Here is a 23,559-nt window from a genome sequence, read left to right on the forward strand (position 1 = left end):
CGCCCACCGGCTCCGATCCCGTAGTTTTGCGGGCATCGGGGCAATCTGTCCAAACCGAGGGGTGGTTCCCGGAGCGACCCGCCTAACAAGAGGTGTTCTCAATGCCCTTTCCCCGCGCTTCCCAAGCCCTCTCCCGGTTCATCGTGCTCGACCTGACCCGGGTCCGATCCGGCCCGACCTGCGTGCGGCAGCTCGCGGACTGGGGTGCCAATGTCATCAAGATCGATGCGCTCCTGGAGGACGGCGGTGGCGAGCAGCCGGGCGGCCCGCGCCGCGGCTCCGATTTCCAGAATTTGCACCGCAACAAGCGGGCTATGACGCTCAATCTGAAGGACCCCAAAGGCCTTGATGTGTTCAAGCGGCTGGCCGAACAGGCCGACGTCGTGGTCGAGAACTTCCGCCCGGACGTCAAGACCAAGCTCGGCATCGACTATGAGAGCATCCGGAAGATCAATCCGCGGATCGTCTACGGCAGCATTTCGGGCTTCGGCCAAGACGGTCCCTACCACAAGCGGCCAGGCTTCGATCAGATCGCCCAGGGCATGGGCGGGCTGATGTCGGTGACCGGCGCGCCTGGCGGCGGCCCGATGCGGGTCGGCATTCCTGTCGCGGACCTGACCGCAGGGCTGTTCTGCGCGATCGGCATCCTGACGGCGCTGCTCGAGCGCGACGTCTCCGGCGAGGGCCAATGGGTGCAGACTTCGCTCCTGCAGGCGCAGATTTTCATGCTGGATTTCCAGGCCGCGCGCTGGCTGATGGAGAAGGAGGTGGCGAAACAGGCCGGCAACAACCATCCGACCTCGATCCCGACCGGGGTGTTCAAGACCTCCGACGGCTACATCAACATCGCCACCACGGGGGGCCGGATCTGGGAGCGCTGCGCCCAGGCGATCGGCGCACCCGAGCTGATCAACGACCCCGACTACGCGACGGCGCCGGCACGTTCCAAGAATCGCGATGCGCTGAACGCGAAGATCAACACGCTGACCGAGAAAAAATCCACCGAGACCTGGGTCCGCGAGCTCAACGCCGCCGGCGTGCCATGCGGGCCGATCTACTCGATCGACCAGATGTTCGACGACGCCCAGGTCAAGCATCTCGGCATTGCACAGCGCGTGCCCAATGACGAGAACTGGGACATCCAGCTCGTCGGCCAACCCGTGACGCTGTCGCGGACGCCGAGCACAATGGCGGCGCGCCCACCGGAGTTCGGCGAACAGACCGAGGAAGTGCTCGCCGAATTCGGCTTCGGCAAGGACGAGATCGCCGAGCTCAGGCAGCGCAAGGTCGTGTGAGCCACATCACGCCTTCGCCGGCCGCAACAGGCGCGAGACGCCGGCGAAGGCCCGGTCGACCACCGGCCAGAACAACAGCACGATCGCGAGCGTCGTGATCGAGCCGACGAGACCGTTCGACCAGAACACCTTCATGTCGCCGCCGGAGCCGATCATCGACAGGCGGAAGGCGTCCTCGGCGCGGTTGCCGAGCACGAGCGCCAGCGTGAACGGCGCGAGCGGGATGCCGATCTTCTTGAAGACATAGCCGACGACGCCAAAGCCCAGCATCAGCCAGATGTCGAACATCGCGTTCTGGATCGCATAGGCGCCGATCGCGCAGGAGACCACGATCATCGGCGCAACGGCGGCGAACGGCACGCGCAGGATCGAGGCGAAGATCGGCACCGTCGTCAGCACAAGAACGAGGCCAACGACGTTGCCGAGGTACATCGAGGCGATCAGGCCCCAGACGAAATCCTTGTGCTCGACGAACAGCAGCGGACCCGGATTGAGGCCCCACACCATCAGGCCGCCGAGCAGGATCGCCGCCGTGCCGGAGCCGGGAATGCCGAGCGCGAGCATCGGCAGCAACGCGGAGGTGCCGGATGCATGTGCGGCGGTCTCCGGCGCGAACACGCCTTCGATACGGCCCTTGCCAAAGCTGTCCCGATCCTTGGAGAAACGCTTGGCGAGGTTGTAGCCCATGAAGGAGGCTGCGATCGCGCCACCCGGCGTGATGCCGAGCCAGCAGCCGATGAAGGACGAGCGCAGCAGCGTCACCCAGTATTTCGGCAGGTCCTTCCAGACCGACAGCACGACGCGCAGGCTGATGCCGGCGGCATGCCCGCGCAGCGCCAGCCGTTCCTCCATCGTGAGCAAAATCTCGCTGATCCCGAACAGGCCGATCACGGCGACGAGGAAGTTGATGCCGCGCAACAGCTCCGCCGAACCGAAGGTCATGCGCAGCTGTCCGGACACCGTGTCCATGCCAACGCCGGCGAGCAGCAGCCCGAGCGACATCGAGATGACCGTCTTGTGCTTGGCCTCGCGGCCGAGGCCGACGAAGGAACAGAACGTCAGGAGATAAACGGCGAAGAATTCGGGCGGGCCGAACTTCAACGCGAACGAGGAGATCATCGGCGCCAGGAAGGTGATCAGGAGCACCGCGACCAAGGAGCCGATGAACGACGAGGTGAACGCCGCGGTGAGCGCTTCCGCCGCCCCGCCCTGCTGCGCCATCGGATAGCCGTCGAAGGTGGTCGCGACCGACCAGGCCTCACCGGGGATGTTGAACAGGATCGAGGTGATCGCACCGCCGAACAGCGCGCCCCAGTAGATGCAGGACAGCATCACGATGGCCGAGGTCGGATCCATGGTGAAGGTCAGGGGCAACAGGATCGCCACGCCGTTCGGCCCGCCGAGCCCCGGCAGCACGCCGACGAAGATGCCGAGCACGAGCCCGACCATCATCAGGACGAGCGTTTTCCACGTCAGCAAAACAGCAAAGCCGTGCAGCAGGAGACCTAAGGCTTCCATGGCGCGACGTCCTGTCGATCCGTTAGCGGCCCAGGGCCGCTTCGAGCGGCCCCTTCGGCATGATGACGTCGAATGCGATGTCGAAGGTGACGAACATCGCTGCGGTGAAGACGAACGCGGTCAGCAGCGACTTCCACAGCGCGATCTTGCCGACGAGGCGCATGAAGCCCGCGATCAGGAGGAAGCTTGCGACATAGAGCCCGAGGAATTGCGTGGCGAGGCAGAACAGGAAGGTCGGCACGAACACCGCCATCACCCGGCGGAACTGGGCGCGCGTCACGAAGGTCTCGGGGGCTTCCCGTCGCGACAGGAACGCGGCGACGAGGCCATAGAGGCTGGCGGCGCCGAGCACCACCGAGAGGTAGAACGGAAAATAGCCGGGCTGCGGCCCGGTCGAGTCCCATGACGCGCCGGTGCGCCAATTGTCCCATCCAAGCGTCACGGCGAGCGCCAGCAGGACGAGCGACACCACGACATCGACGACGCCGGTGCTGACGACCGAAGGCGAGCTAGCTTCGGGCGCGGTCGGATCGTCGACGACGATTTCGATATCGGTATTGGACATGGACGGGATTGGGCTCGCGAGGATGACGATTCTGGATAGCGTGCAGATTCAATCGACGTCAATGCAGCCTTCAGCTAGCGCCGGCCCGTTCGGGAAACGCGCTCGCAAGTGCAGCACGATCTGCCCTCAGCACCCCGCGCTCGGTGATCAATCCGCTCACCAGCCGCGCCGGGGTCACGTCGAACCCGAAATTCGCCGCCGGCGAGCCCTCGGGAACCACGCGCACGGTTTCGATGCGTCCATCAGCGGTTCGCCCGGTCAGGTGCGTCACCTCGCTGGCGGCGCGCTGCTCGATCGGAATCTGCCTGATGCCGTCATCGATACCGAAGTCGATGGTCGGCGACGGCAGCGCAACATAGAACGGCACGTCGTTGTCATGCGCGGCGAGCGCTTTCAGATAGGTCCCGATCTTGTTGCAGACGTCGCCATTGGCGGCGACACGATCGGTTCCGACGATCGCGAGATCGACCATGCGATGCTGCATCAGATGGCCGCCGGTGTTGTCAGGGATCACGGTATGCGGCACGCCGTGATGGCCGAGCTCCCAAGCGGTGAGCGAAGCCCCCTGATTGCGCGGGCGCGTCTCGTCGACCCAGACATGAACCGCGATGCCGCGATCATGGGCCTGATAGATCGGCGATGTCGCCGTCCCCCAATCGACGGTTGCAAGCCACCCCGCATTGCAGTGCGTCAGGACATTGACCGGCTCGCCCGGCTTCTTCGTCGCGGCGATGGCCTCGATCAGGCCGAGGCCATGGCGGCCGATGTCGCGGTTGATCGCGACGTCCTCGTCAGCGATCTCGCAGGCCCGGGCATAGGCCGCATCAGTGCGCGCCGAGGCCGCAAGCGGAGCCAGCGCGCGGCGCATCTCGTCGAGCGCCCATTTCAGGTTGATCGCGGTCGGCCGGGTCGCGATCAGCATCTTGCAGGCACGATCGAGCGCCGCATCGGAAGCGTCCGCGCGCATCGCAAGCGCCATGCCGAAGGCTGCGGTCGCGCCGATCAGCGGCGCGCCGCGCACCAGCATCGAGCTGATCGCCTCGCCCGCCTCCTCCGCGGTCGTGATCCTCGTGACGATGAACTCATGCGGCAACCGCCGCTGGTCGATCGCGCCGATCGACCAGCCGTCGGGCTCGAGCCAGATGCTGCGAAAATGACGGCCGTCGACCTTCATGTGCGCAACACCCGTCCGGCGACCGCATCGAGCTTCTTCAGCAGTGCGGGATCGCGCGCTTCGGGCGCCGTGATCAGCGCGGTGTCGAGCGCGCGGTCGGTGCCGATCGGGCACGGCTCGTGCGCGCGCGGAAAATCGCGCGCCAGACGCGCCACAAGCGCCTTTGCCTTCTCCGCATTCGAATTCAGCACGCGAATGATATCCTGCACCGTCACCGCATCATGACCGGGATGCCAGCAGTCGAAATCGGTGACCATCGCCGCGCTGGCGTAGCAGATTTCGGCTTCGCGGGCGAGCTTGGCTTCGGGCATGTTGGTCATGCCGATCACCGAATAGCCCTGGGCCTTGTAGGTCAGGCTCTCGGCCAGCGTGGAGAATTGCGGACCCTCCATACAGAGATAAGTTCCGCCGCGCGTGAACGCGATGCCCTCGCCTTCCGCAGCGGACGCAAGATGCGCAAGCAGGCGCGGCGAGACCGGATGCGCCATCGGGACATGGGCGACACAGCCCTTGCCGAAGAACGAGCTCTCGCGCCTGTGGGTGCGATCGACGAACTGATCGACGAGGACGAAGGTGCCCGGCGGCAACTCCTCCTTGAACGAACCGCAGGCGGACAGCGCGACCAGGTCGGTGACCCCTGCCCGTTTCAGCACATCGATATTGGCGCGATAGTTGATGTCGGATGGCGACAGGGCGTGCCCCTTGCCGTGACGCGGCAGGAACACGATCGGCAGCCCGCCGATCTCGCCGCGCCTGAGCGGTGCCGAGGGCTCACCCCAGGGGCTTGCGACCGCATCCTCCCGGACATTCTCCAGCCCGGGCAGATCGTAGATGCCGGATCCGCCGATGATCCCGAGAACGGCTTTGGTCATGATCACTCCTCACGATCCTGCGGCGGCGACGGAAGGGTGATCCGGCCGAATCGGGCACGCCGCAGACCTCAGATGATACTGCAGCGCAGTAATCATCGCCCGTCCACCGCATGCAAGGCAATTCCGACCTGAAGGTAAAGCGATGGCGTGCTCCGGCCCCGGCTACTTTGCGATGAAGCCCGCTTCGTTCATGAGCGTGGCATTCAGCTTGTCGTCGTCCTCGAGGAACTCGACCATGTCCTTGCCAGTCAGGAAGATCGGCTTGAGCGCCTGCTTTTCCATGTAGTCCTTGTAGTCCGGCGTCTGCGCCACCTTCTGGAACAGGTCGACATAGAACGCCTGCTGCTCCGCCGTCACCTTGCCCGGCAGGAACATCGCGCGCAACATCAGGTACTGCACGTCGAGCCCTTCTTCCTTGCAGGTCGGGATGTCGTTCCAGGATTGCGTTTCGGTGACCTTGGTCTTGTAGGAGATGCGCTCCTTGTCGAACACGCAGAGCGCGCGAACCTGGCCGGCGCGCCAGACCTCGAGGTTTTCGGATGGATTGTTGACGTTGGATTCGGTGTGACCACCGACTAGCTGGGTCGCGGCCTCGCCGCCGGACTTGTACGGCAGGTAGGAGAATTTTGCGCCGGTCTTCTGCTCCATGAACACGGTCAGCACATGGTCTTCACGCTTGGAGCCGGTGCCGCCCATCTTGAACGGCGCGCTGGCGGCCTTCGCCGCCGCGACGAAGTCCTTGACGGTCTTGGGGCCGGAGGCATTGTCCCACAGCACGAACTGGTCGAGCGCGATCACCGTTACGGGAGTGAGATCGCGCCAGTTGAAGGGGATCTTGGCCGACAGCGGCAGCATGTAGATCAGCGAATAGGCGATCAGCAGCTTGTTGGCATCGCCCTCGCTGGACTTCATGTACATCAGCGCTTCCGCGCCCGACGCGCCGCCCTTCAGCGAGACGACCATCGGCTGCTTCATCAGATTGTTCTTCTGGATCGCCGCCTGCATCATGCGCGCCATCTGGTCCGACGCACCGCCCGCACCTGCGGCGACCACGATCTCGACCGGCTTGGACGGCTCCCAGGCAGCAACCGCCGGTGCGCTGAGCAGCATGGCCGCAACTGCCGCCGCGGTTTTCAGACAATGTCCCACTGGCTTCTTCCCTATCTATTTGTTCGGCTTGGCAAAATCGTACGAATGGTCGGTTGTCGTCATTGTGCGGATAATGCCGGTGAGTTCAAGCCAGCGAACTGCCGCAGCAGGTATGACTTTGGAATGAGGCGGGTGCGGCGTTGCGAGGCAGCGAGGTCGCGCGGACGCGCTCGATAGTGAGAGTGGAGTTGCGCGCGCGGGTTCTCCGAATGTCGTCCCTGCTTTCGTGTAGCGCGCAAAATCGAATGGCACCGCGCGCAAGTTCGGATGTCACCCCGGATAGGCAGGTATTTGCGTATTCGCGCCCAGGTTGCCGGACCGGTGGGTTCGGTGCTACTTGGGTTGCGCCATGCATGCCCCGCAAGTTCCAGTTTCACGCCACCTTATGACCACTTACCGGCCAGATATCGATGGGCTCCGAGCCATCGCGGTGCTGTCGGTCCTGTGGTTCCACTTCGGCGCCCCATTGCCGGCAGCGTGGCGGCTTCCGGGCGGCTTCACCGGGGTCGACGTCTTCTTCGTCATTAGCGGCTTCCTGATCACCTCCCGGCTGATGGATGACATCGACGAGGGGCAGTTTTCGCTGTTGAGCTTCTATGACCGGCGCATTCGCCGGATTGTGCCGGCGCTCATTGCGATGCTCGCCACAACGCTGATCGCCGGCCAGTTCCTCCTGATGCCTGGAGATTATAAGGACTTGGCCGCCAGCGCCGCCGCCGCGGCATTCGGCGCGTCGAATCTGTTCTTCCTTTGGAACACCGGCTATTTCGACCAGGCGGCCGAGCTGATGCCGCTGCTGCACACATGGTCGCTAGCGGTCGAGGAGCAGTTCTATCTCGCGTGGCCGCTGATCCTGTGGATGATCGCCCGCCGCAACCACCGGATCAAAATCGCCACTATTCTTGCAGTGATGGTGATCATCGGGTTTGGCGTCAGCCTGTTCTGGTTTGACCATAACTCGAAGTCGGCTTTCTTCGTTGCTGTGCCCCGCGCCTGGGAGCTGGCCATTGGGGGACTACTGCTGTTCCTACCGCCTTTGCCTCGCGTCATCGGCGAAATCGCCGCCATAGTTGGAGCCGCTCTTATCGGCATCGGATTTTTTTTGGTGACGGACGCGGCGTTTCCCGGCGTATCCGCTCTTTACCCATGTTTCGGAGCGGCCCTCATAATTTGGCCGCGCGAACACGCAGGCAGAATCGCGGGTTGGCTCGGCCGGCTAAGACCAGTTGGCCTCATCTCATATTCTCTCTACCTGTGGCATTGGCCGGTCTGGGTTCTATTCCGCATCTATATCAACGACGCCCAACCGCAAATTCCTGAAGCTGCGATGCTGGCGCTCGGTTCGATCGCCCTTGCGATGCTCTCGTACCTGCACATCGAAACACCTTTTCGGCGCGGGCGCTGGCAAGCTTCGTCCGCCGTCGCCGGCGGCCTCGTCGCAAGCGTTACTATTCTCTGTGCTGCGATGTTCGTTCACAGCAACAACGGAATTCCGAAGCGGCTATCGCACGAAACAATGGCAATCCGCAGCCTAGACGTGATGTGGGATTGGCCATGTCCTGCATATGCGGACGTGGTCGGCGGTCGCCTCTGCAGCTTTGGCGCTCCATGGAGTTCCGCGACCCAGCGAGCACTTCTCTGGGGTGACAGCCACGCTGACCACTTCGCACCGGTCCTCCACCAGGCGGGTCTTGAGACCAACACAGCGTTCGTTCTCATCGATGGCTGCAGCCCAATCTATGGCGCGTTAACCGGGCTTATCCGCGATATGCAACCGGTGGAAGGCAAGAGGTACTTCGATTGGTGCTCCGATAAAACGGCACTGGCATTCAGCGTCCTCGATCGCAACAAAGATATTTCGGTTGTCGCGCTGGCGACTCCTTGGACCGCTATCCAACCACTGACCCACGACGGCAGCGGAAAGGTCGTTTCAAGCCAGGTCTTCGAAGACGCCGTCCGACGTACACTCGAAAAGATTAGAGCACCTGGGCGTTCGTTGGTGCTTCTCGGAGACGTGCCCCACCGCCCAATGGGCGTGCCGTTGCTCTGCACCTATAAGAACGAACATATCTACCGACGATGCGGACCAGTGGCCGGAATGGACAGCGCAACATTCACGAAGAGCATCGACAATATGACCTATGAGATGCTGGCCCGGATATCGAGAGCGACGCCTGATGTTTTTGCCACATATCCGGGCCGAGCACTGTGCGCGCGCGATCACTGCGCGCTCTATTTCAACGGCGAGTACCTTTACAAGGATATTGACCACCTCCGGCGCAATCTATCGCCAGAGACTTATCGCGCTCTAGCCGAGACCTTCGGCATCACTGACCTCCTGCGGAAGATCAAACACCCCAGCGATTGATGGTGGGCGCCGCAGAATAGGTGATGCGAATACTGTCCTTTGGCGCGAGGACAAATACGCCGCTGGTGACATCGGTCGGTAGATACGTTCCCGCGGCGTCCGGTTGAAGTTCGATTGCGCTCACTGTCCCTCCCGAAACTGAGATGCAGACAGCATCGCCCGTCGTGTTTTGGATGACATAGGGCGACCCGCTTGCTGCTGGGCTGTTGCGCGCCTCTCGACAGAAGTCATTGTTGGCGGCATTGATGCACCCCCGCTTACTGTTGTAGGTGCCGGCGTCGGCGATCGCTCCCGTTCCGGTCGTGTTGAATGTCGTGCTTGCAGTGTTAGGCGAGTTTCACGATCTCTTTGAAGGGATCGGCTTGTGTCTATGCTTGACCATACGCTTAAGTCGGACGTGACGGCGCGCCGGCAGCCGGCGCCGATGGCTGACGATCCGCGGTTTGTACCTGCGGTGGTAGACCGCCATGGTACCAGTCGCGGTTGCTGACCCACCACTGCGACATCGTCGAGACCGGCAATGACAGCTGGCGATTCAAAAGCCGCGACGACGATCCCGTCACCCGCGTTCGTCTCGTCTCCGCAACCCCGGCCAGCTCCGACGAGCCGAGCGCTACAGTCAAACCGAGCCGCGCAAAGGGGGCAAAATTGTGGACGCCGACGAGCGGTCAAATTTGAACGCCGGTTGACAGGAGGGCTTCAGTCGACGGGCAGGGATGTTGAGGAGGGTGGTGATGGAGGGTTGGCAGGAGCCGCTTCTGACTTAGCGGACATAAATGTTCGCAGTTTTATCCTGACTTGCGCGTCCGGCTCGCCGTGCAAATCGCCGCGCCGCTGACGATAGAGTTCGGTCTGAAGCCACCATTCATGAATAGCAGCTTGTCTTTTTCTCGTCCGACCAGCACATTTATTCCCGTTTGAAATTGGAGGTCTGAAAATTCATGAATTCAAGTCTGAGAATTCTCGTTTGTTGTGTCGCTGCATTCGCAGGGGGCGGCTCTTACCGTCGGATCTGCGGAAGCCGGATGCACGATGCAGCGACAATGCGTTCCAAAACAAAGAACAGCGTACCGTGGCGAAAAAACAAGTTTGCGAAACGGTCAAACAGCGTCAGGGAAGCACGTTTGTCACACGTCGGGTCTAGCGGGATGCGATCCGTCATGACGCCGGTTCCTGTTATTTATCAGGACTGCTCGGTGAAAAAGGTCTGTAGCGATCCGAGACGGCCAGCGCCTGGCAGCCGCCAACGATTAGGTATGGAGCACGGGGGATGGAGATTATTGCAGACGCGTCTCACGACTAGACCGGATCAGCCGCTGCAATCGGCGACCCAGCTGATTCACGACGCTTCTTCAACATCTATTCTTGGGGGGCGGGCATGACAAGAAGGCGCATTTTCGGCGCCGCGGCTGCAGTGTTGCTGTCGGTTTTGTCGCTCACCTTTTCCGGGACTCAAGTGCCTGCGATCGAGATGCATCGTGCTCGGACAATTCAGCCATATCGGGCACCGACGATTCAACCTTACCGGAGCCGCACCATTCAACCTTATCGTGCCCGTTCTATTCAGATGTATCGCGGTCGGGGTCAGGCTCGGCTTTTCACAAGAGCGGAGCGCGAACAGATGATGCGGAATACGACCAGGGGATGGGGGCCGATTCGCGGAGGTGGTCGCCGCAACCCCTACGCCAATCCCTACAATGGTGGATACAACTACAGCTCCGGGCAGGCCGCGCCCACGATCTATAGCCCATTCCACAACTACAGTCCGTACGGACGGTAGCCGACGAGGAAGCAGAGGGCCGGCGGTCACTATAAGCTTTTCGGGGCTTTGACGGCCGCCGCCCTCACGGGCGTGGCCAGCGAAGAATTGCAATATCGTCCCCGCGAAGCGGGCCCCGAGATAAGCCTCTCAACCGCCAACTGATTTCACCCTGTGGGGCGGCGCGGCTGCCCGCAGGCATTGAGACATTAGTGGATAGTCCTCGCGGTTCAAGTTGCAAACCGGGAATAGCCCCGGTAAAGCTCCTGGCCGTACACACTTTTGACACGAAATCTTTGGTTATGCCGAATTTCCATGAGGATCTTCATCGCGAGGATCTTCCCAAAGGCCCCAGCAACCGCAAGTTCGGGTTGACGTTCGCCGCGATCGGCGCGGCGCTTGCGGCAATCGGGCTTTATCGCGGCTGGCGCCTCACCTACCTCTACGCGGCGCTGACGCCACTCTTCCTGATCCTGGCGCTCAGATTTCCCGATGCGCTGTCGCGCCTCAACAAGGCGTGGCTCACGCTGGGGCTATGGCTGAACCGCATCGTCAGCCCGATCGTAATGCTGGCGCTGTTTTACCTCGTCATCGTGCCGTGCGGCCTCGCCATCAGACTGTTCAAGAAAGACCTGCTGCAGCTCCGCAAGGCGCCTGCGGCGCAAACATACTGGCTGTCGCGAACCGATCAGCGCCACCCAAGCGAGTCGATGCGCCAGCAATTCTAGGGGGGAATGTTCAAGTGGGATTTCTGACCGAATTTTTCCAATTCGTTGGGCACCGTAAAAAATACTGGATGCTGCCTGTCTTCGTGATGATGCTGGTGTTCGGCGGCCTGCTCGTCCTCACCAAGGGATCGGCAATCGCGCCGTTCATCTACACGTTGTTCTAGGCAATGCGCATCCTTGGAATTTCTGCGTTCTACCACGACAGCGCCGCCGCACTTGTCGAGGACGGGCGCATCGTCGCCGCCGCCCAGGAAGAGCGGTTTACCCGCAAGAAGCACGACGCCGCGTTTCCAGTGGAGGCGATCAGGTATTGCCTGTCAGCGCGAAACATCAGCATCCGCGACGTCGATCACGTCGTGTTTTATGAAAAGCCCTTCATCAAGTTCGAGCGGCTGCTCGAAACATACCTCGCCTTCGCGCCCAAGGGCTTCCGGTCATTCCAGATGGCGATGCCGCTTTGGTTGAAGGAAAAGCTGTTCCAGAAGCGATTGCTTGGTGAGGAGCTCACCCAATTCGACGCTGATGTCGATTGGTCGTCAAAGCTGCTATTTGCAGACCACCACCAGAGCCACGCGGCGTCGGCCTTTTTCCCCTCCCCCTTCGAGGAAGCCGCCGTCATGACGCTCGACGGCGTCGGCGAATGGGCGACAACCGCCTGCGGGGTCGGAAATGGCAATCAGCTCAGCCTGACCAAGGAAATCCAGTTTCCGCATTCGATTGGGCTGCTCTATTCCGCGTTCACGTACTACACCGGATTCAAGGTCAATTCCGGCGAGTACAAGGTGATGGGCCTCGCGCCCTACGGCGAACCGAAATACGTCAACCGGATATTCGATCACCTGGTCGACCTCAAGCAGGACGGTTCGTATCGCCTGGACCTCAGCTATTTCGACTACTGCACCGGGCTGACCATGACCAACGATCGTTTCCACGATCTATTCGGAGGAGCCCCGCGCAAGCCCGAGGACCAGCTGGATCAGCGCCACATGGATCTCGCTGCGTCGGTGCAGAAAGCGACCGAAGAAATCGTCCTGCGGCTAACGCGGAGCCTCGCATCCGAGACCGGCAGTCGCAATCTGTGCCTTGCCGGCGGCGTGGCACTCAACTGCGTGGCAAATGGCAAGGTGCTTCGCGACGGCAAATTCAAGAACATTTGGATCCAGCCTGCGGCCGGCGACGCCGGCGGCGCGGTCGGCGCCGCCATGGCCGCCTATCACCAGTTCCTCGGCAAGGGCAGGACGACCGACGGCACGCGCGACGGCATGTCGGGCAGCTATCTCGGGCCGTCATTCTCGCAGCCCGAAATCGAGCAACGGCTTACTGCTGCCGGCGCGATCTATACGACCGTCGACGACAGCCAGCTAATTAGCGACACCGTTCAGGCGATCGTCGAGGAGAAAGCGATCGGATGGTTCCAGGGCGCCATGGAATTCGGCCCTCGAGCTCTCGGCGGCCGATCGATCATCGGCGACCCGCGCTCACCCAGCATGCAGAAATCGCTCAATCTTCGTGTCAAGTATCGCGAGAGCTTCCGGCCGTTCGCGCCGGCCGTGCTGCGCGAGGACGTCGCAGACTGGTTCGAGCTCGATGTCGACAGCCCCTATATGCTCCTCGTCGCCGATGTCGCGCCTGACATTCGGCGCACCATGTCGGATGCCGAGCAGGCGTTGTTCGGAATCGACAAGCTGAACGTGCCGCGCTCGAGCATTCCCGCCGTCACGCACGTTGATTACTCGGCACGGATCCAGACAGTGCATGCAGACACCAACCCCCGATTTTACGCGCTGCTGAAGGAATTCAAGGCGCGGACCGGCTGCCCGGTGCTGATCAATACCAGCTTCAACGTCCGCGGCGAACCAATCGTCTGCACGCCGGAAGACGCCTTCCGCTGCTTCATGGGAAGCGACGTCGACGTGCTGGTGGTCGGCAACTGCATCCTGCGGAAGGAAGCGCAGGATCCAGCCCTGCAGATCGACTACAAGAACAAGTTCGAACTCGACTGAAGGGATCCGGATGAGCAAGCTCTCAGATCGGAGCGCTCTGAGTGTATCGAAGAGAGCGCGGCCAATACGCATCCTCGCTTCAAGCCTAGTTATTATCGTTCTGGTGCGTGCGTTTCTGCCCGACCTGGTTTGGCTTGGAGCGCACAAGGTCACGGTCACCGATATTCAGCCTCATTCTGGCTTGCGCTTCATTGGCACTCTCAGCGACCAAACGCTGACTGACGAAAACGCCCCTACGGGAGTTCGTATCGATCTTGTCCAAATCAAAAAAGGAGGCTTCCTACACAAGCTAGATCCGCTGCTTGAGTGGTCATTCGCTTTCCTTTGGTTGACCGCCCTTTACGATGCGAACTATCCCGCGGAAAACTACGAAATTGTTACCAGGCTCGGACCGGGCGGTTCGCTTCCTGCAGACATTGCGGCGCTCGGGCAGGGCCGCTTCTCGATCTACAATGGCCATGTACTGTTCAGCCTTCCCGCGGGAAAGACGGTCGACGACATCGGACGGCTCGATGTCTGGTTGCCCGCCAGCAATACCATCGCCAATTACAAGTCATGGCCTGAGGTGCAGCAGTGGATTGGCGTCGCAATAGCGTCCGCAGTGTTAATTGCTCTCCTTTGGATCACTCCAGCCTTGCTAGCCAGAAACCTGGGACCTGGCCTCGCCGTTACCGCAGCTATGATTGCGATCTTTTTTGCGGCCGGCGAGCTTTATATGCGCAGCACTGGAAAATTCCCGAAGCGCGAGATCGTCTGGCCCGTGATATTCTCTCCCGAGGTCGGCGTGGTATTCAAACCGCATTCGGTCGTGCGGTACACCAATGGTTTCCTGTTCTGGACGCAAGATACTACCAACTCGATCGGATTTATGGACGCCGAGCCGACCATTCCGAAACCGGCCGGCACGTTCCGTATCCTCCTGGTCGGCGACAGCATTGTGGAAGCATTGCAGGTTCCACTCGCGCAAAAAACTCAAACGCTTCTGAATGCCGCTATTCGAAACGCATATCCCGACAAGAAGGTGGACGTGTTTGCCATCTCGCGAAGCGGTCTCGGGCAAGCCAGCGAATTGGGGCTCTACAACGCCTACAAAGAAATCAAGCCTGATCTCGTCATTCTGATGTTTGTCGCAAACGACTTCGCGAATAATTCGATCTTGCTGGAGTCGATCCGCTCGGGCTTTAGTCCCGATCATCTGCCGTGGTGGTTTGCCACGTTTGACGAAAACAAGCATTGTAAGATGCTCCCCCCGAGCCCGGACTGGGATAAGTATCTCCTCCCAAAATTACCGGAACGGATCGCGCGACTTCGCTCCAGATCCGCTGAAGACGCAAGGCTCGTCGACGGCCTCTTACCTGAATGGGTGGACAGCGTTTTCTATCGTAGCAGCCCCCTCCCGGAAATCTACGAGCAGGCAGTCGAACTGACCAAGTGCAGTTTCTCGCTTTGGAAAGAAGCCGCGGAGAGGGACGGCTTCAAGCTGCTAATTGTTGCCACTGAGCAAGTTACTCTCCCAAACGCCACCGGCCAAATTGAACGGCTGAAAAGAATTTCGGACGAGCTCCAGATCCCGCTTTTCGACGTCTATCCGGCTTGGGCCAAGCACGGGGATATTGAGGTCGGTAGATTTCCCTTTGATGGCCACTGGACCGCCACGGGGCATCGTTGGTCAGCTGACGCGATCTTTGAGTACCTGATATCGCACGGCATGGCGCCCGGGGTGGACGCTACCTTAAAGGAGTAAGTTCATGAGGAATTCAAGGCACGGAACGGCTGTCCGGTGCTGATCAATACCAGCTTCAACGTTCTTGGCGAGCCAATCGTCTGCACCCCCGAAGACGCCTTCCGCTGCTTCATGGGAAGCGGCATCGAGATACGGGTGGTCGGCAACTGCATCCTGCGGAAGCGCAGGATCCCGCCCTCCGCGTCGACTATAAAGACAAATTTGAACTCGATTGACGGGATAGATTCATTACGATGGGTAATAAGATTTCCGGACACGTCATCGCTTGGATCGTTTGCATTGGCATATCCCTCATCATCGCCGAAATCGCAGGCGCAGTGCTGTTCTATCAGCAACAAGGCCGCGCCGGTTACTTGAACCGCCGCGGCCTTACCGACGCCGTCAGATCAGGCCCCGCGGAGAAGCCCCCGCAACGCATTCACCCATATCTCGGTTTTGGCGGCACCATTTCGCGGAACGACGTGTGGGTTACAAACAATCTCGGCTTCTCGCAGAGCACCCCATACAAAGTTCCGTTCCAGCCATCGCCGCGTGATTTCGTCGTCGTGGTCTTTGGCGGCTCGGTCGCCTCGAATCTTGTGGCCCCGCCGCAAAGCGGATTGCCCCTTCAGGCTGCGGTTCAGGAATTGCTTCCCGATAAAAACGTCATCGTCTATTCGATGGCCCAAGGATCGGGAAAACAACCGCAGCAGCTGATGGCGCTGTCGCTTCTCCTCGCACTCGGACAGCATATCGACGTGGTCGTCAACCTGGACGCCTTCAACGAATTCGCGCTGGGATACGAAAACGTCTGGTACCACGTTCACCCGATCTATCCGTCGCTCTCGATCCTCTGGGGCATTGGCAAAGGGTTCGAGCCCGTCAGCGAGAAGGCCGACAACTTCTATCGAATAGCCGCCGACCTGGTGGAGGCGAAGTCCGCCATCAGGCGGCGAACCGATGCAGCAAACCGCAGCCGTAGCGGCCTATCGTACCTCGCCAACAAGACCCTGATTTCATTCCACATGCGGCGAAAGGCGCAGGCTGAATCCGATTACGCCTCGGCAAAGGGAACGTCTCCCGCGGAGCTCGACGGCATCAAGGCGGTGATGGGGGTCGACATGCCCTATGCCAACCGTGAATCGCCGTGGGAAGACATTTTCCAGATATGGCTGCACTCGAGCGACGCGATGGCCGCTCTGTCACGAAGCGTTGGCGCGAAGTATCTCCACATCGTCCAGCCAAACCAATATTTCTCAAAGAAGCACTTTTCGGCTGACGAAGCCAAGATCGCGCTGTCCCTGCCGCCGACAACGCCGATGCGCATAGGCGCTGAGCACCTCTATCCCATGATCGAGCAGCGGTCCCAATACCTTCGCGATCGGGGCATCATCTCCGGTGTCGGCCTGTTGGACGACCAGACCGACGCGATGTATGTTGACAATTGCTGCCACTACACGCGCGCCGGCGAGACGATCTTAGCGCGCTTCGTAGCCGGTCAGATTGTTCATCGATGAGGAGAAAGCAAAAGTAGTCCAAAGAGATATGTTGCAACTTGCCGCACCAACGCTATGACTACTCATTCAAAACGTGTTTTACGAGCAAATCGAAGTGGAATTGAAGAACGCGAGAACGGCCACACACGGCCCGTATGGTGCATTGGCCGATTTCGGGGCAGTGCTGCTGCGACGCTGGAAATCTATCGTGGCCGTCGCGGTGATCGCCAGCCTAGCCGGGGCGGCGATAGCCTTGTTGATGCCCAGGACCTTCACCAGTATTGCCTATCTTGGTCCGCTAGACGAAGCCAACGGAAAGTCAACGGGCGCCATCATGCGCTCTCCCCCAATCGTGGACCCCGTGCTCGCCAAGTTCAGAGATTTCCGTGCTGGGCATAGCCTTGATGAAAGGCGCGCCGACTTGGCTGCCAGTCTCAACTGGCAACTTCTGAGAGGCTCGCCGTTGACCTCCGGCCTCTATACACTCGAACTTCAGGATACTGACGCAAAGCGAGCGCAAGCCATCCTCAATGAGGTCCTAGATCGATGGCTGGAGGCCTCCAAACCACGCCCGGACACCGCCGTTCGACTCCAAAAAATGCTGGAGGCCAGTGAGGCCCAGTCAGCTGACCTGTCGCAGGCAATTGACGAACTCAAGAAGCGCCCAGACGCGATGTTCGCGGACAGCCGGGGCGGATACCTTCCGCCAAACATCGTCGACATGATCAAGCTTCGCACCGAAACGGCGGCGAGGATTTTAGAACTGACGGCAGGGCTGCGCGCTGGTAGTCGCGATCTGATCTTCAGCCCTCCGAGTCTGCCGGATCAGCCGGACGGCAGAGGAACGACGCGATTCGCTCTTGGCTCTATGCTCGCTGCAGTCGGGGCTCTCGTTCTTCGCTATCTGTGCCTTTGGATCGGACCCAGACTGTCCTTGAAACAACGGCCTTAACGTGACATGGCCTCCGCTCCGCTTATCCTGATCGCATATGGCATCGGAGCGTATTTCTTCGCGACACCCGACGATTCCTTGTTGCTGACGCCGGTGGCTATTTCGGCCGCCGCCGTTTCCGCCATGATCGAATACTTCGTCTGGAAAGACAGGCAACTTCCGATCCTCGACGTCGGCGCGCTATGCGCCCTGATCACACTTTTGTACTGCGCCGTACCGATCCTAGCCTTCATCAAATCCGGATACGCATGGTCTTCGCTGAGCGACGCCCGCCTGCAGCAAATGCAGCCAGGCGCCGACGAACTCTCGGCATGGGCATGGAGCGTAGCCGCGTATCTCCTCGCCTTCTGCGCCGTTTACGGCATCACGCGAGGCCCAGGAATGCCCGGGCCGACCGTTCGCGTTGCGTCGGACGCGGCGGACGGGAAGGCGCTCCTGATCATTCTAGCAGCGTGCCTGGCCTATGCTGCCGCTTTCTCGTGGTATTTCGACACAAACCTTCAGCCGTCCAACCAGGAGCTGGCAAGCGGAGAGTGGATGAAGGACATTCCACTTCTGGCGGCCCAGACTATTCATAACGTCCTTGGACTCCTCCGGATTGCCGTGTTCGGCCTTATCGCCTTTGTAACAGCGAGACGAGACCTTCGATGGATTATCGCCCTCGCCGCCCTTACGGTATTCGCGGCATACGTCGCGGTATCAAACTCGGGACCGCGGACCGACGTCGTCATGCTGATGTTCTGTGCCCTTCTATGCTGGCACAGACTGATCCGGCCAATCGGCTTTGCCAAAGCCCTGACAATGGGGATTGTGATGCTCTCTGGTGTCATTCTGTTCGGATACTGGCGCGACGTCGGTGGGGACGTCCAGTACATGGACCTGTCGACGGCGAGCACGGAGTTTCAAACGATCCTGGCCAATGGGGTTCACGTCGCCTGGGCGAAGGCGCACGATATCCTCAAGGATGTCTCCTGGGACGTCACCTTTAATGATCTGATCTTGCTCATCCCGCAGCAACTGCTGCCGTTCCAGAAGATGGACCTGCCTACCTGGTACGTCAGGAACGCCCACGTCAACGCCAATGGAACAGGGCTCATGTTCGGGGTGGTCGCTCAATCCGCACTCGGGTATGGACTTCCTGAAATCATTCTGCGCGGAGCCGTGCTTGGGCTGTTGCTTGCGTTGATCCATCGGCAGTGCGCGCGACGTGCCGAGAGCCTCACCGCGGTGATTGTTTACCTATGGCTATGCATATCGATCTACTACACGTTCCGAGCGAGTACCTTCTATCCGGCGACATGGGCTTTTTATCGCTTGCTACCCTTCGTGTTGTGCTTCTGGGCACTGCGAGCTTTGCTCAGGTCCAAGGGCCGATCTGCTTTTGCCACGACATGCTGAATGGGTGGCTTCCCGGTCGGCGTTTGATAATCCTCCCGCAGGCGTTTCGATCCTGCGTTCTCATTGGCAAACTCTGGCAATCAGCCACATGCTTATGAAACGAGCTGGTGGTCAAAACGTAGACCATCAACGCGACTGCCCGACTGCCGCTGTAGCGAGCGGGATAGCGGCGAAACGGCGCACTACACCCTACCCCGGTCGGTCAGTAGAGATCTCTGAGCAGATTCAGTCCAGCCACGCCCCGTCAGGTCACGGCGCCGTCGCGACCGTGGTCTGGGTGCCGCCGCGATAGAACGATAGAATAACCGTCGTTCGCGCCAAGGCGATCGCTCACCTCGTTGCCGAGCCTCTCGGGGCCGTCGGCAAACGTCACTGCGTCTCCCAACGCCAGGAAGCGCGACGGTTGAACCGCCATTGCGCTTGGCCGAATAGTTCATGTTCCCGACCACCTCGAGTGCGGCACCGCATTCGAGCGACCCTTGCCCCATGAAGATCGCGATCACGTCAAGCCCGTCACCCTCTTCGCCGCGACCTCAAGCGTCTGCTCGATCATCGCCCAACGTAGGCCGGGAACATGCTTGTCGCTCAGCAGCCAAGTCCGCATCAGCGAATCGCCAAATCCGGACAAGTCGAGAGCGCCCGCAGAAGCTGCATTCGTCATAGGCGATGGTTCACTGTTGACGTCCGGGGTACCATCCACGAGGGCGCAGTTGCTCGATCGAGGCATTTGGTGATAAGCTCATCGCTCGACGGGAGACATTGATGTCTTTTCGTGAACGGAACTCGCACTTTGAGTTTGGCGCCAACTGGAGAGACTACGCCAAATCTATTGATCAGACGCGCATTGCTTCGGCCATCGATGGTCTTAAGAAGCTTCTGCCAGAAGGTCTTGGAGGAAAGACGTTTCTCGACATCGGTTGCGGATCAGGACTCCACTCGTTGGCAGCGCTGTCTCTTGGATCTTCATCCGTTCTTGCCATCGACATTGATGAGAATTCTGTAAGTACGACACGAGAAGTTCTGTCGAAGTTCTCCCATAGTAAAAGCTGGAAGGCTAATGTACTTTCGATTTTCGACGCTAAACGCGACGAAATTGGCACGTTTGATGTGGTATATTCTTGGGGCGTCCTGCATCACACCGGAGCAATGTGGAACGCCATTGAAAGAGCTGCGGCCCTTGTAAAGGCCGATGGCTACTTCGCAATCGCGATCTATGCAAAGACAGCATTTGACCTGCCATGGAAAATAGAGAAGCGAATCTACAAGTCGCTTCCAGCGCCAGGGCAATGGGCGCTGCGCAATTCATTCATCGGCGTGCTCTTGGCTGGAAAACTTCTGCGCGGCAAACATCCAATGACGCTCTTAAAGAGTGATCTGCCGAGAGGCATGAACCTGTCCAACGATGTTCATGACTGGCTTGGTGGATATCCCTATGAAACGGCAACGGTTGAGGAGTTGGTCTCAAAGTTTTCTTCGTTCGGATTCAGTCTGGCTAGGTCGTTTCCGGCGAACGTGTCGCTCGGTGGGCTCCTCGGGTCAGGATGCCATGAGCTTGTCTTTCACAAGACTGCCATCAATCGCTCCTGATTCCTACCGACGGCCCTACCAACATTGGCGTCAAACGTGCCACGCGAGCGGCAGCGAAAAATGGTGAGCAAGGTTTCGTTTGGCCGCTAGTTGAAGATGAGCTCGACGTGACCGCGCGGCTCACACGTGCGGCCTTCCCCAAATGACCGGAGGGTCGGCATCCGCAGAACTTTCGAGGCCTGCTCGGGCTTCACTCTGTTACGGCCCATCGGTTAGCTCAGCAGCCCAAGGCCGCCTTCGTCGCAGGGCTCCGACCCAGCCAGTTACCCGGCCGAGCCGCCTGCCAGCTTCCGGACCAATCGACAATTATCCGGGTGAGATCCTCCCCCACCGATAGTTCGCGCCCGAATGCGCGAAGCACTGCATTAACAACTTCGAATGCCGCCAGCAGTGAACCCGCCTTGAAATACGTGCAGGCCAATGGCGTGCGGTTTGCCTACCTCGAACAGGGCAACGGACCCCTTGTCATGTTCATGCACGGCTTTCCGGACAACGCCTGGTCGTATCGAAAGCAAATGCAGGTCTTCGCGGACGCGGGATATCGCGCGGTCTCACCGTTCTTGCGCGGCTACGCGCCGACCGAGATCCCGGCGGATGGCATTTTCGATCCCATCGCACTGGGCAAGGACCTCTAAGCGCTGATCGCGGCGCTGAGCGACGACGGACAGGCACACGTCGTTGGCATGGATTGGGGCGGCACATCGACCTTTCAGGCACTGGCCACGGCGCCATCGGCGATCAAGGCCGCTGTGGTCATGAACACCGCGCACCCGATCACGTTTTCGAGCATCAGGAAGGATCCCGAAGCCGTTCGCTCCATCTTCCATTTCTATTTTTTCTAGATTCCTGACGCTGACTCAGCGGTCAATATCGATGGCCTCCCCTTCATCGATTATCTCTGGAAGCTGTGGTCGCCGACAATCAGGAATGACGAGCATCTCCGCTCGATCAAGGAGACGCTCAGCTCTCCCGGCACCATGACGGCGGCGCTCAAATACTATGGAGGCCTGTTCGATTCGGGACGTGCGGGGCGGCTGCCGAAAAACGAGATGCATACGCCGACGTTGACGATTTACGGCGGCAACGATCCGACGGCGAGGTATTCGGTGAAGGAAGAGCCGCTCTTCAAGGGGCCCCCACAAGCGTATTGTCCTGCCCGATGTCGGACACTTCCCACACCTCGAGCATGAGGCCGAAGTCACCGGTCTGATCATGGACTGGTTCAAGACGCACGCCCCTGACTGAACGCATATGTTTGCGGCCGGACCGGAAACCTGCGTCCTGCCGAATGAAATCGTTGCCTTTGGGACGGGGTACTGAACCAAGGGCGGCGTTGGCTACAACACCTTTCAAGTTCTTTGACCAGGAGTGCGCGCGATGGACGCCAAGACGCAGCAGCAATACGCCGAGACGTTTCACGGTCCTCACAGGAAGGGAGATCCGCTCGTCTTGTTCAACGCCTGGGTTACCGACCTCGCTCTCATCGAGAGGTTCGTTCAACTCACGCCTCTGCCGGTCAACATCATGGTGACGCAAGGTGTCCCCGAAATCCCGGATCTCGCCCGCGTCTGGGTTCGGCGGGTCAGTCTTGGGCCGACGCCCATGATGGCGGCGATGCGTGTCATTGGACAGGCCGCCGCCGCGGTCGCCTCGAGCAAGCAATACGGCACGTTCCTGCAGCCGAATGCCTGAGCCTGGAAATCACCGCCCAAACCAGGGTAAGTGGAGAGCGCGTCGCTGATCGATGCCGTCTCGTGCCGTTCGTCGGCCAAGTGGATCAGCAGCCGATCGTTTGGAGCCCAGACGACGGCTCCAGCCGAGACGATCGCGAGCCGCCCCTCATTCGGGTGAGACGGGCGGATTCATAAACTGATTTGTCATTCTGAAACACCGAAAATATTCTCGCGGGGCTTGCCTCGTCGGGCAAATCAGTGCCAAGGCCTGATGCCATCGCCTGCGTCATGCCAAGCGTTCGGGGCCATCCATGCACCGCAGCGAAGGAGGCGACGCGGTAGGGACGCTCATTACTGAGCGCCCCCCGCACAAAGCCGTACGGGCGGCTTTCCCGCATACGGCTTCCACCTTGGGTGTGTGACGGCGAAGCGATCGCTCGGCCAGGGATGGAGGATGAGCGGTTTCGGGAGCCAGTCGTCCACCAGCTGCGTCATCCGTGTCCACGTGCTCCCATCCTTCTGGCTACGCCGCCGCAGCGTGCGCCGCCAGAGGTCGGTGACATGGTGCCGGAACACTACCATCGTTTGTCCGTTGGTCGGCACTGCATGGTAGTTGAAGTAGCCGCGGACGACCCGCCCCAGCCATTTCCCTTGTTCGGGGATCGGCCGGTGCATGCACCGTCGCAGCGCCTGCTTGATCTCCCGCAGCTTCGCCCGCATGCGATCCCCTCGGGTCTTCCGCTTGATCTGGAATTTGCCCGAGCGGGTTTTGCCGCAAATGAAGGTGAAGCCTAGGAAGTTGAAGGTCTCCGGCTTGCCGAGCCCGCGCCGCTTACGGCGTTCTGCCGCAAAGCGGCCGAACTCGATCAACCGGGTCTTCTCAGGGTGCAGCGACAGTGCAAACTCCCCCAACCGCTTGCGCATCTCGTCCAGGAAGCGTTGGGCGTCGGTCTCGTGCTGGAATCCAATGATAAAGTCATCGGCATAACGCACGATAATCATGTCGCCCGTGGCCTCGCGCTGTCGCCAGCGCTCGACCCAGAGATCGTAGGCGTAGTGGAGGTAGATGTTGGCAAGCAGTGGTGAGATCACCGAGCCCTGCCCCGTCCCCCTGTCACTGACCGTAACGACTCCGTCTTCCAGGACGCCCGCCTTCAGCCATTTCTGGATCAGGCGGATGATGCGCCGGTCACCGATCCGATGCTCCAAGAAGCGTACCAGCCATTCCTGGCTGATCTCGTCGAAAGACTACTCGACAGACTACCCACCACCGCGCTCATCATCTCGACGACTATCCCG

The 23,559-nt window shown here is 60.2% G+C and carries 20 protein-coding genes and 2 pseudogenes; 15 read left to right on the forward strand and 7 right to left on the reverse strand.

Annotation, left to right across the window (positions count from 1 at the left end; genetic code table 11):
- Positions 1-101 precede the first annotated feature (101 nt).
- On the forward strand, positions 102-1,295 hold the full coding sequence (locus tag ACFFWD_RS22695) for a CaiB/BaiF CoA transferase family protein (protein WP_376968713.1): 1,194 nt from the start codon (positions 102-104) through the stop codon (positions 1,293-1,295).
- Between the two features lie 6 nt (positions 1,296-1,301).
- Here ACFFWD_RS22695 and ACFFWD_RS22700 read toward each other — a convergent pair whose 3' ends face one another.
- The 5 genes from ACFFWD_RS22700 to ACFFWD_RS22720 form a co-directional block, all read right to left on the reverse strand.
- A complete protein-coding gene (locus ACFFWD_RS22700; protein ID WP_376968714.1) occupies positions 1,302-2,813 on the reverse strand; it encodes a tripartite tricarboxylate transporter permease in 1,512 nt (503 codons plus the stop codon).
- A gap of 22 nt (positions 2,814-2,835) precedes the next feature.
- Entirely contained in the window at positions 2,836-3,378 is a 543-nt protein-coding gene (locus tag ACFFWD_RS22705) for a tripartite tricarboxylate transporter TctB family protein (protein ID WP_376968715.1), read from the reverse strand.
- A 70-nt stretch (positions 3,379-3,448) separates the two neighbouring features.
- Positions 3,449-4,552, reverse strand: coding sequence for an S-methyl-5-thioribose-1-phosphate isomerase (mtnA, locus tag ACFFWD_RS22710; RefSeq protein WP_376968716.1), 1,104 nt, complete (start codon positions 4,550-4,552; stop codon positions 3,449-3,451).
- Positions 4,549-5,424, reverse strand: coding sequence for an S-methyl-5'-thioadenosine phosphorylase (locus ACFFWD_RS22715; RefSeq protein ID WP_376968717.1), 876 nt, complete (start codon positions 5,422-5,424; stop codon positions 4,549-4,551). The genes mtnA and ACFFWD_RS22715 overlap by 4 nt, the downstream gene beginning before the upstream one ends.
- A 162-nt stretch (positions 5,425-5,586) precedes the next feature.
- A complete protein-coding gene (locus tag ACFFWD_RS22720; protein ID WP_376968718.1) occupies positions 5,587-6,534 on the reverse strand; it encodes a Bug family tripartite tricarboxylate transporter substrate binding protein in 948 nt (315 codons plus the stop codon).
- A gap of 424 nt (positions 6,535-6,958) precedes the next feature.
- Here ACFFWD_RS22720 and ACFFWD_RS22725 point away from each other — a divergent pair, with 424 nt between their 5' ends.
- Positions 6,959-8,941: an acyltransferase family protein gene (locus ACFFWD_RS22725; RefSeq protein WP_376968719.1), complete on the forward strand. Its 1,983-nt coding sequence runs from the start codon at positions 6,959-6,961 to the stop codon at positions 8,939-8,941.
- Here ACFFWD_RS22725 and ACFFWD_RS22730 read toward each other — a convergent pair.
- Positions 8,922-9,065, reverse strand: coding sequence for a hypothetical protein (locus tag ACFFWD_RS22730; protein WP_376968720.1), 144 nt, complete (start codon positions 9,063-9,065; stop codon positions 8,922-8,924). The genes ACFFWD_RS22725 and ACFFWD_RS22730 overlap by 20 nt on opposite strands.
- 362 nt (positions 9,066-9,427) lie before the next feature.
- On the opposite strand from ACFFWD_RS22730, the pseudogene ACFFWD_RS22735 reads away from it, so the two are divergent.
- The 13 genes and pseudogenes from ACFFWD_RS22735 to ACFFWD_RS22795 form a co-directional block, all read left to right on the forward strand.
- Positions 9,428-9,630: pseudogene (locus tag ACFFWD_RS22735) on the forward strand (IS21-like element helper ATPase IstB); the annotation flags it as partial.
- Between the two features lie 1,372 nt (positions 9,631-11,002).
- Positions 11,003-11,428, forward strand: a complete 426-nt coding sequence (locus ACFFWD_RS22740) for a hypothetical protein (protein ID WP_376968721.1) — start codon at positions 11,003-11,005, stop codon at positions 11,426-11,428.
- Between the two features lie 14 nt (positions 11,429-11,442).
- Positions 11,443-11,592, forward strand: coding sequence for a DUF5989 family protein (locus ACFFWD_RS22745; RefSeq protein ID WP_376968722.1), 150 nt, complete (start codon positions 11,443-11,445; stop codon positions 11,590-11,592).
- A 3-nt stretch (positions 11,593-11,595) separates the two neighbouring features.
- The gene (locus tag ACFFWD_RS22750; RefSeq protein WP_376968723.1) at positions 11,596-13,431 is read left to right on the forward strand and encodes a carbamoyltransferase family protein; all 1,836 of its coding nucleotides are present in this window, start codon (positions 11,596-11,598) and stop codon (positions 13,429-13,431) included.
- A 10-nt stretch (positions 13,432-13,441) separates the two neighbouring features.
- Complete coding sequence (locus tag ACFFWD_RS22755) at positions 13,442-15,175, forward strand: SGNH/GDSL hydrolase family protein (protein ID WP_376968724.1); 1,734 nt, start codon at positions 13,442-13,444, stop codon at positions 15,173-15,175.
- Positions 15,176-15,184: 9 nt separating this feature from the next.
- Positions 15,185-15,390 (forward strand): annotated as a pseudogene (locus ACFFWD_RS22760) (carbamoyltransferase C-terminal domain-containing protein); the annotation flags it as partial.
- An 18-nt stretch (positions 15,391-15,408) separates the two neighbouring features.
- Entirely contained in the window at positions 15,409-16,671 is a 1,263-nt protein-coding gene (locus tag ACFFWD_RS22765; RefSeq protein ID WP_376968725.1) for a hypothetical protein, read from the forward strand.
- Positions 16,672-16,765: 94 nt separating this feature from the next.
- Positions 16,766-17,602 (forward strand): GumC domain-containing protein, encoded by an 837-nt coding sequence (locus ACFFWD_RS22770; protein ID WP_376968726.1) that lies wholly within the window; start codon positions 16,766-16,768, stop codon positions 17,600-17,602.
- A gap of 6 nt (positions 17,603-17,608) precedes the next feature.
- Entirely contained in the window at positions 17,609-19,000 is a 1,392-nt protein-coding gene (locus ACFFWD_RS22775; protein ID WP_376968727.1) for a hypothetical protein, read from the forward strand.
- 762 nt (positions 19,001-19,762) lie between these two features.
- The gene (locus ACFFWD_RS22780; protein WP_376968728.1) at positions 19,763-20,587 is read left to right on the forward strand and encodes a class I SAM-dependent methyltransferase; all 825 of its coding nucleotides are present in this window, start codon (positions 19,763-19,765) and stop codon (positions 20,585-20,587) included.
- A gap of 401 nt (positions 20,588-20,988) precedes the next feature.
- Positions 20,989-21,222, forward strand: coding sequence for an alpha/beta fold hydrolase (locus tag ACFFWD_RS22785; RefSeq protein ID WP_376968729.1), 234 nt, complete (start codon positions 20,989-20,991; stop codon positions 21,220-21,222).
- 48 nt (positions 21,223-21,270) lie between these two features.
- Complete coding sequence (locus ACFFWD_RS22790) at positions 21,271-21,429, forward strand: hypothetical protein (RefSeq protein WP_376968730.1); 159 nt, start codon at positions 21,271-21,273, stop codon at positions 21,427-21,429.
- 535 nt (positions 21,430-21,964) lie between these two features.
- Positions 21,965-22,279 carry an isocitrate lyase/phosphoenolpyruvate mutase family protein gene (locus ACFFWD_RS22795; RefSeq protein ID WP_376968731.1) on the forward strand — a complete coding sequence of 105 codons (315 nt, stop codon included), beginning with the start codon at positions 21,965-21,967 and terminating at the stop codon, positions 22,277-22,279.
- 332 nt (positions 22,280-22,611) lie between these two features.
- On the opposite strand, the gene ACFFWD_RS22800 is transcribed toward ACFFWD_RS22795, so the two are convergent.
- Positions 22,612-23,496 (reverse strand): reverse transcriptase domain-containing protein, encoded by an 885-nt coding sequence (locus ACFFWD_RS22800; RefSeq protein ID WP_446680524.1) that lies wholly within the window; start codon positions 23,494-23,496, stop codon positions 22,612-22,614.
- Between the last annotated feature and the right edge of the window lie 63 nt (positions 23,497-23,559).

Source organism: Bradyrhizobium erythrophlei (genome assembly GCF_042430365.1).
GTDB classification, from domain to species: Bacteria; Pseudomonadota; Alphaproteobacteria; order Rhizobiales; family Xanthobacteraceae; genus Bradyrhizobium; species Bradyrhizobium erythrophlei.

Coding starts and splice junctions, on each gene's coding strand:
- ACFFWD_RS22750 (WP_376968723.1), top strand. CDS start 11,596: ATGCGCATCCTTGGAATTTCTGCGTTCTACCACGACAGCGCCGCCGCA.
- ACFFWD_RS22740 (WP_376968721.1), top strand. CDS start 11,003: ATGCCGAATTTCCATGAGGATCTTCATCGCGAGGATCTTCCCAAAGGC.
- ACFFWD_RS22700 (WP_376968714.1), bottom strand. CDS start 2,813: ATGGAAGCCTTAGGTCTCCTGCTGCACGGCTTTGCTGTTTTGCTGACG.
- ACFFWD_RS22705 (WP_376968715.1), bottom strand. CDS start 3,378: ATGTCCAATACCGATATCGAAATCGTCGTCGACGATCCGACCGCGCCC.
- ACFFWD_RS22795 (WP_376968731.1), top strand. CDS start 21,965: ATGGACGCCAAGACGCAGCAGCAATACGCCGAGACGTTTCACGGTCCT.
- ACFFWD_RS22790 (WP_376968730.1), top strand. CDS start 21,271: ATGGATTGGGGCGGCACATCGACCTTTCAGGCACTGGCCACGGCGCCA.
- ACFFWD_RS22695 (WP_376968713.1), top strand. CDS start 102: ATGCCCTTTCCCCGCGCTTCCCAAGCCCTCTCCCGGTTCATCGTGCTC.
- ACFFWD_RS22715 (WP_376968717.1), bottom strand. CDS start 5,424: ATGACCAAAGCCGTTCTCGGGATCATCGGCGGATCCGGCATCTACGAT.
- ACFFWD_RS22775 (WP_376968727.1), top strand. CDS start 17,609: ATGGCCTCCGCTCCGCTTATCCTGATCGCATATGGCATCGGAGCGTAT.
- ACFFWD_RS22720 (WP_376968718.1), bottom strand. CDS start 6,534: ATGCTGCTCAGCGCACCGGCGGTTGCTGCCTGGGAGCCGTCCAAGCCG.
- ACFFWD_RS22755 (WP_376968724.1), top strand. CDS start 13,442: ATGAGCAAGCTCTCAGATCGGAGCGCTCTGAGTGTATCGAAGAGAGCG.
- ACFFWD_RS22780 (WP_376968728.1), top strand. CDS start 19,763: ATGTCTTTTCGTGAACGGAACTCGCACTTTGAGTTTGGCGCCAACTGG.
- mtnA (WP_376968716.1), bottom strand. CDS start 4,552: ATGAAGGTCGACGGCCGTCATTTTCGCAGCATCTGGCTCGAGCCCGAC.
- ACFFWD_RS22725 (WP_376968719.1), top strand. CDS start 6,959: ATGACCACTTACCGGCCAGATATCGATGGGCTCCGAGCCATCGCGGTG.
- ACFFWD_RS22765 (WP_376968725.1), top strand. CDS start 15,409: ATGGGTAATAAGATTTCCGGACACGTCATCGCTTGGATCGTTTGCATT.